The organism is Roseisolibacter sp. H3M3-2 (assembly GCF_029211165.1).
GTDB lineage: Bacteria > Gemmatimonadota > Gemmatimonadetes > Gemmatimonadales > Gemmatimonadaceae > Roseisolibacter.
The window spans coordinates 1-6,826 of the sequence record NZ_JARGEK010000275.1 but is presented as its reverse complement, the minus strand read 5'-3'; the positions used below and the strand labels follow the sequence as shown (position 1 = coordinate 6,826).

Annotated in this window: 7 protein-coding genes and 1 pseudogene; all 8 read right to left on the bottom strand. The window is 74.6% G+C overall.

All coding sequences use genetic code 11. From position 1 onward, the window contains the following. Nucleotides 1-314: pseudogene (locus PYV61_RS18630) on the bottom strand (hypothetical protein); the annotation flags it as partial. Nucleotide 315: 1 nt separating this feature from the next. Next, nucleotides 316-795 carry a flagellar export protein FliJ gene (fliJ, locus tag PYV61_RS18625; protein ID WP_275834397.1) on the bottom strand — a complete coding sequence of 160 codons (480 nt, stop codon included), beginning with the start codon at nucleotides 793-795 and terminating at the stop codon, nucleotides 316-318. Between the two features lie 136 nt (nucleotides 796-931). Then, nucleotides 932-2,209 (bottom strand): FliI/YscN family ATPase, encoded by a 1,278-nt coding sequence (locus PYV61_RS18620; RefSeq protein WP_345785262.1) that lies wholly within the window; start codon nucleotides 2,207-2,209, stop codon nucleotides 932-934. 91 nt (nucleotides 2,210-2,300) lie between these two features. After that, complete coding sequence (locus tag PYV61_RS18615) at nucleotides 2,301-3,200, bottom strand: FliH/SctL family protein (protein WP_275834393.1); 900 nt, start codon at nucleotides 3,198-3,200, stop codon at nucleotides 2,301-2,303. Then, nucleotides 3,187-4,245, bottom strand: a complete 1,059-nt coding sequence (gene fliG, locus PYV61_RS18610) for a flagellar motor switch protein FliG (RefSeq protein ID WP_275834391.1) — start codon at nucleotides 4,243-4,245, stop codon at nucleotides 3,187-3,189. Before fliG ends, PYV61_RS18615 begins: the two co-directional genes overlap by 14 nt. Before the next feature lie 155 nt (nucleotides 4,246-4,400). Beyond that, the gene (gene fliF, locus PYV61_RS18605) at nucleotides 4,401-5,993 is read right to left on the bottom strand and encodes a flagellar basal-body MS-ring/collar protein FliF (protein WP_275834389.1); all 1,593 of its coding nucleotides are present in this window, start codon (nucleotides 5,991-5,993) and stop codon (nucleotides 4,401-4,403) included. A gap of 205 nt (nucleotides 5,994-6,198) precedes the next feature. After that, entirely contained in the window at nucleotides 6,199-6,561 is a 363-nt protein-coding gene (gene fliE, locus PYV61_RS18600; protein ID WP_275834387.1) for a flagellar hook-basal body complex protein FliE, read from the bottom strand. Between the two features lie 2 nt (nucleotides 6,562-6,563). Further along, nucleotides 6,564-6,826 (bottom strand): hypothetical protein (locus PYV61_RS18595; protein ID WP_275834385.1); only part of this gene is annotated, 263 nt, incomplete at its 5' end.

The following is a 6,826-nucleotide window of genomic DNA, read 5'->3' as shown; positions in this document are numbered from 1 at the left end:
GGCGCGGGTGCGGGAGTCGGCGCCGGCGCGGCCACCGGCGTCGAGTCGACGGCGGTGGCGCGCGCGGCGGCGAGCGCGGAATCGACGACGACGCGGGGCGCGGCGGGCGCCGGGTCGGCGGCGGCCGCGTGGGTCGTGTCGCCGCGCGCCGACGAGTCGGCGGCGTGCGCCTTCGTGCTGTCGGCGGCCGGCTTCGCGGCGGAGTCGGCGGGCGCGGCGTGGGCGGCGCCCATGGCGCGCTGCACGACGACCGCGGTCGAGCCGCCGAGGCCCACGAGGAGCCCCACCACGGCGGAGAGGATCAGGCGCAGCATGTCAGGACGCGGCCTCGGCGTCGGCGTCGGGCCCCGCCGCGCGCGCGGCCTGGCCCTGGGTGGTGAAGCGGGTGAGCGCGATCTCGTCCATGAGCGCGCGGTCCTGCGCGATCTCGCCGGCGCGCCACGCGCCTTCGTGCTTCTCCTTCAGCCGGTCGAGCGTGCGGCGGTCGCGGAACGCGGCGCGCAGCGCGTCCTCGCGCGCGCTCACCGCGCCGGCGGCCGTGGCGCTCGCCTCCGCGGCGCCGGCCACCTGCTCGTCCAGCCGCTCCAGCAGGAACCCCAGGTTGCGCAGCGCGCCCACCGAAGGCGCCGCGCCCGGCGTCGCCTGCTGCGCCAGCTCGGCGCGCGTCGCCTCGAGTCGGCGCTGCGCCTCGCGCGCCGCCTCCGCCTCCGCCTGCGCGGCGGCGAGGGCGGTGGCGGCGTCGCGTTCCTTGCGCGCGCGGAGGTCGAGGACTCGCTGGAGCTTGAAGCGGAACATCGGGGCGGGTGGGGCGAGGTCGGGAACGGCGAGATCGAGACGGGCGAACTCGGGAAGGGCGAAGCCGGGACGAACGAGAGGTCAGCTCGCGGTACCCGAGTTCGCTCGACTCGAGTTCGCCGCATCCGAGCTCGCCTCACCGTCTTCGGGGCACCTGCGCCACGAGATGCGACAGCGTGTTCTGCGTCATCCCCATCGGCGACGCCTCGTCGGGCGCCTGCTGCAGGAAGCCGAGCGCCTGCTCGCGCAGCGCGATCGCCGCGTCGACCTTCGCGTCGCTCCCCTTCTGGTACGCGCCGACGAGGATCAGGTCCTCCTTCTCGCGGTACGCGCCCTCGAGCTGCAGCAGCAGGTTCGCCGCCGCCTTGTGCTCGGGGGAGATGATGTTGTCGCGCACGCGGCTCTTGGAGTCGAGCACGTCGATCGCCGGGAAGTGGCCCGCCGCCGCCAGCCGGCGCGTCAGCACCACGTGCCCGTCGAGGATCGAGCGGGCGGCGTCGGCCACCGGCTCGTTGAAGTCGTCGCCGTCCACGAGGACGGTGTAGATCCCGGTGATCCCGCCCTTCTCGCCGTTGCCCGCGCGCTCCAGGAGGCGCGGCAGCGCGGCGAACACCGACGGCGGGTAGCCCTTCGTGGTCGGCGGCTCGCCCACGGCCAGCCCGATCTCGCGCCACGCCATCGCCACGCGCGTGACCGAGTCGACCATCAGCAGCACCTGCTTCCCCTGGTCGCGGAAGTACTCGGCGATCGCCGTGGCGACGAGGGCGCCGCGGGCGCGCACGAGCGCGGCCTGGTCGCCGGTCGCCACCACCAGCACGCTGCGCGCGAGCCCCTCGGGGCCGAGCGAGTGCTCGATGAACTCGCGCACCTCGCGCCCGCGCTCGCCGAGCAGCGCGATCACGTTCACGTCGGCGCGCGCCTGGCGCGCGATCATGCCGAGCAGCGTCGACTTGCCGACGCCCGAGCCGGCGAAGATCCCGACGCGCTGCCCGCGCCCGAAGGTCAGGCAGCCGTCGATCGCGCGGACGCCGGTCTCCAGCGTCTCGGTCACCATCTCGCGCACCAGCGGGTTGGGCGGCTCGGCGGAGAGCGGCACGCGCTCCTCGGCCTCCAGCTTCCCCTTGCCGTCGATCGGGTGCCCGAGGCCGTTCAGGATGCGGCCGAGCAGCTGCGGCCCGACGTCGACGCCGAACGAGCGGCCGAGGGCGCGGACGCTGCTCCCCGGGTGCAGCCCGTCCATGTCGCCGAGCGGCATGAGCAGCACGCCCTTCTCGTGGAAGCCCACGACCTCGGCGAGCACCGAGCGGTCGCCGGCCAGCGAGGTCACGCGGCACAGCTCCCCGAGCCCGACGTCGAGCCCCGTCGCCTCGATCACGAGGCCGACGACGCGCGTCACCTTGCCGTAGCTCACCATCTGCGGGACGTCGGCCAGCACGTCGAGCACCGCGTGGGCGAAGCTCGGCGTGGCGACGCGACGGGGGGCCGCCTGCGCGGCGGCGGCCTGCTCAGGCATGCTGCCCGCTCAGGCGGCGGTACACGCGCTCCAGCGCCGCGTCCACGCGGCCGTCGACGATCCGCTCGCGCCCCTCGACCAGGCAGCCGCCGCGCGCGACGCGGTCGTCGGCGGTCCAGCGCAGCTCGCGCGGGCCGGCGCCGGCGAGCGCGAACGCGGCCTTGAGCGTCGCCAGGTCGGCCGGGTTCACGCGCACGCCGAGCGACTGCTCCAGCGGGAACTCCGCCAGCGCCTGCGCCACCCGCTCGCGCACCAGCGCGTCGTCGGCGGCGATCTCGCGCCCGATCACGTGGCGCGCCACGCCCACCGCCAGCACCGCGACGTTCTCGTCGAGGTTGGCGAGCCAGCGGTCCTCGAGCGCGGCCAGCTGCGCGCGCGCGGCCTCCAGCGCCTCCATCGTCGATGCCAGCATCCGCTCGGCGGCCGCGGCGCCCTCCGCCTGCCCCTGCTCGACGCCGGCGGCGTAGGTCTCGGCCAGCTCCTGCTCGTGGCGCTGCGTCATCGCCGCGACCTGCTCGGCGAACTCGCGCGCCAGGTCGTCGCGCACCGCGCGCTCGCGGGCCAGCGACAGCTCCGGCGGCAGGCCGAGGGCGAGGTCGTCGTCGGGGGTGGTCAGGAAGTCCGGGAGCGCGTCGGCGAAGGCGCCGTCGAGCGCGGGCGCGTCGTGCCCGAACACGTCGGCCGGCGCCAGCGTCTCGGCGTCGAAGCTGTCGAAGGCGCCGATCGCGTCGAGCGCGCGCGCGGCCGGCGGGAGCGCGGCGGCGTCGGCCAGCTCCAGCGGGCGCCAGGCGCCGGCGGAGCCGGAGGCGCCGAGGACCGCGGCGGCGTCGGCGGCCGAGAGCACGGCGCCGCGCGCGACGGCGGCGGGGCGGCGCGGGTCAGACGAGGACATCGTCGCTCCCCGCGGTCAGCACGATCTCGCCCGTCTCCTCGAGCTTGCGCACCTGCGTCACGATCGCCGACTGCGCCGCCTCGACGTCGCGCATCTTGACCGGCCCCATGAACTCCATCTCCTCCTTGAGCGCGGCGACGGCGCGCTGCGACATCGCGCCCATGATCTTCCCGCGGAGCTCCTCGCTGGCCGCCTTGAGCGCCAGCGCGAGCTGCTTGGCCTCGACCTCGCGGAGCAGGCGCTGCAGCGACTTGTCGTCGAGCGTCACCAGGTCCTCGAAGACGAACATCAGGTTCTTGATCTGCTCGCAGAGCATCGCGTCGCGCTCGGACACCCCCTCGAGCAGCTCCTTCTCGAGCGAGCCGCTGACGAGGTTGAGCACCGACGCCACCGCGGCCGGCCCGCCGGCGGCGGCCATCCCCTGCGTGAAGTTCAGGTCCGCGTCGCTCGACAGCGCGCGCTCGATGAGCTGCAGCATCTCGGGGGAGACCTTCTCCATCCGCGCCATGCGGAAGAGGACCTCGCCGCCGAACGCGGTCGGCATCTCGCGCAGGATCGCCGCCGTGTGCGGCGGGTCGAGGTGCGCGAGCACGAGCGCCACCGTCTGCGGGTGCTCGCCGCGCAGCGTCGTCGCCAGCTGCTGCGGGTCGGCCTTGCGCAGGCGATGGAGCCCCGCGGTGTCGGCCAGCTGCGTGGTGATGCGGCGCAGGATCGAGTCGGCGCGCGACTTCCCGTACGCCTTCTCCAGCACCTCGCGCGCGTACTCGAGCCCCCCCGTGGTCAGCGACGCGATGCCGAGGGTGTGCTCCAGCCACTCGGTCAGCACGTGCTGCATGGTGTCCGGCCCGACGCGGTCGAGCTGCGCGATCTCGAACGAGATCTGCTCGGCCTCGTCCTGCGACAGCCCCGAGGTGAGCTTGGCGGCGAACTCGGTCCCCACCGCCATGCACAGCACGGCGACCTTCTGACGTCCGGTCATCGGACGGCCGTTCAGGACGACCTTCGTGTCGGCGGCCATGGGGGAGAGCGCGGTCGAGGGGGGCATCGGGGCGGGTACGGCGAGATCGGGTGCGGCGAGATCGGGTGCGGCGAGATCGAGTGCGGCGACTACGGGTGGTGCGAGTTCGGGTGGTGCGCGTTCGTGGTATCCGGGTTCGTCCTATCCGAGTTCGCCCTTCCCGAACTCGCCGTACCCGGCCCTCAATCCTGCTTCAGCCAGTTCCGCACGACCCGCGTCGCCGCCTCGGGGCGCTGTTCGATGATCGCGACCACCTGGTCGCGCACCGGGTTCGCCTGCTCGTGCAGCACGATCGGGCCGCCCACCTGCGCGGGGGCGATGAGCACCTGCTGGCGCTGCCCCTCCTCGCCCGGGGCGAGCGCCTGCGGCCGCTGCCCCTCGGGGAGCGACTCGGCGCCGGCGGGGAGGGCGGCGGCGTACGGGCCGGCGGCGATCGCGGCCATCCCCTGCGGCGCGGCCAGCGCGGGCGCCGCCTTGGCGGGGCGCATCGCGCGCATCGTCAGCACCGCCACGACCAGGATCGCCAGCAGCCCGCCGCCGACGATCAGCGGCTTCTGCACCGTCGCGACCTTCGTCCACACGTCCTGCGGCACCGAGTCGGCGGCCATCGGGAGCGCGGCGTCGAACGCCACGTTCACCACCGACAGCTTGTCGCCGCGCGCGCTGTCGACGCCCACCGCGTTGCGGACCAGGGTGTCGATGCGCGCCAGCTCCGCCGAGGTGCGCGGGAGCGCCGACGGCTTGGGGCCCGGCACCGCGCGGTCGTTCACCAGCACCGCCACCGTCAGCCGCTTCACGTTGCCGATCGCGCCGCTGAAGCTCTCGGTGCTCTTCGTCTGCTCGTAGCTCGTGGCGACGTTGCTCGACGCCGCGCCGCCCTGCGCGCCCGGCGTGATCTCGGCGCGCTGCTCGGTCGCGATCGCCTGCTTGTCCGGGTCGACCGCCTGCACCGTGCGCTCGACGCGGTCGAAGTTGACCAGCGCCGACACCTGCACGCGCGCGTTCGCCGCGCCCACGATCTGGCCGACGATCGCCTGCGCCTTCTTCTCCAGGTACCCCTCGACCTCGCGCTGCACCGCCAGCTGGCGGCTGGACAGCCCGGCGATCGAGCCGTCCTCGCCGTCGAGCGTCAGCATGCGGCCGGCGTCGTCGACCACCGTCACGTGCTCGGAGTCGAGGCCGTCCACGCTCGACGCGACCAGGTGCGCGATCCCGCGCACGACGTCCGCCGGGGGCGTCTCGCCGCCCGACAGCTTGAGGACCACGCTCGCCTCGAGCGGGCGCTCGCTGCGGCGGAACACCGCGTTCTCCGACATGGCGACGTGCACCTGCGCCGCCTCGATGCCGCGCATCTTCCCGATCGTGCGCTCCAGCTCCCCCTCGAGCGCGCGGCGGTAGTTGATGCGCTGCGTGAAGTCCGTCATCCCCCAGCTCGGCTGGTCGAACAGCTCGAGCCCCGGCCGGCCGGCCGACGGCAGCCCCTCGCGGGCCAGCGCCACGCGCGCCCGCGCCAGGTCGTCGGTCATCACCTGGATCTCGGCGCCCCCCTTCTCCAGCCGGAAGTCGATCCCGGCCTCGGTGAGCTTGTCGGTCATCTTGCCGACGCTCTCCACCGGGACGCCCGCGAACGCCGGCACCCACACCGGCGCGGTCGCCCAGCGCGACAGGCCGAAGATCAGCCCGGCGGTGACGAGCCCGACGAGCAGGATGCCGGCCCGGCGGGGGCCGCCGATCCGGTCGAGCAGGGGCTGGAAGGGGTCGAGAAGGGAGGACATGAGGCGGGTGGGAGTCGCACACGGTAGAGGCAGCCTCCATACCGTCGCGCTCAAACAGGTAAGTCCCTGTCTTTGTGTAACTTACATGAGTGACCCTTCCTGCCGGTTCGTCGATGGCGGCAATTCCTGCCGCGGCAAAAACGACCGGGCGCCCCCCGCCGATCGGCGGGAAGCGCCCGTGAGCCTACCGGGAGCGGGGCCCCGGCTACTGCATGTTGACCAGCGTCCGGTACGCCTCGCTGACCTTGTTGCGGAGCTCGACCAGCATCTCGAGCGCGATCCCGGCCTCCTCGCCGGCCGCCATCACCTGGTGCATCTCGACGTTGTCGCCGCGCACGAACTTGTCGCGCAGCTCCCCGGCCGCGTCCTGCGCGTCGGAGACCCCGCCGACGAACTGCTTGAGGGTGTCGCCGAACGATGGCCCCTCCGACTTCCCGGCGCCCGCGGGCACCTGGATGGCGCCCGTGTCGCCGAGGCCGCCCACGCCCCCCAGCCCGGCCAGCGGCCCCTGGCCGTAGGCGGCGAGCTGGCTCATGCGCCCGGTGATCCCGCGGATCGCGTCGGACATGGTCAGGCCCGCACGTCGAGGCGGGCCCCGATCGCCGCGCCCTGGAGCGCCGGCTGCGGCGTCCCCCGCACGGCGTTCACCCCCGCCGAGATGCGCGAGTAGGTGAGCGGGCCCATGGCGGCGGCCTTGGCGAAGTAGGCGCGCTCCTCCCCGGTCAGCACGCTCCACAGCGCCGGGTCGGTCCCGGCCGGCGGCTCCGCGGGGAGCGACGGCTCGGCGGCCGCCAGCGACTGCTGCGCGGCGAGGGCCACCGCCTGCGCGGGCG